This is a genomic window from Candidatus Skiveiella danica (assembly GCF_022705245.1).
GTDB lineage: Bacteria > Pseudomonadota > Gammaproteobacteria > Burkholderiales > Burkholderiaceae_C > Skiveiella > Skiveiella danica.
This window is the reverse complement of sequence record NZ_JAKJEW010000155.1, coordinates 330-584: the sequence shown is the minus strand read 5'-3', so window position 1 is coordinate 584 and position 255 is coordinate 330. Positions and strand designations below refer to the sequence as shown.

Annotated in this window: 1 pseudogene; it reads left to right on the top strand. The window is 69.0% G+C overall.

The features are described from left to right. Positions 1-255, top strand: a pseudogene (locus tag ACMUOY_RS20665) (indolepyruvate/phenylpyruvate decarboxylase); the annotation flags it as partial.

Sequence of the window (255 nt, the reverse complement as noted above, 5' to 3'; positions counted from 1 at the left end):
CCAGCGCCTATGCCGAGCGCTCTCCGCTGGTCATCCTGGCCGGCTGCCCCGGCGAGGTGGAGGCGCATTCGGGCCTGGTGCTGCACCACCAGGTGCGCCACATCGATTCGCAGTGGCGCATCTTCAGCGAGATCACCTGCGACCAGGTGCGCCTGTCCAACCCCGAGACGGCGCCCAAGGACATTGCCCGCGTGCTGCGCAACTGCCTGGAGCTGTCGCAGCCCGTGCTGATCGAGGTGCCGCGCGACATGACGC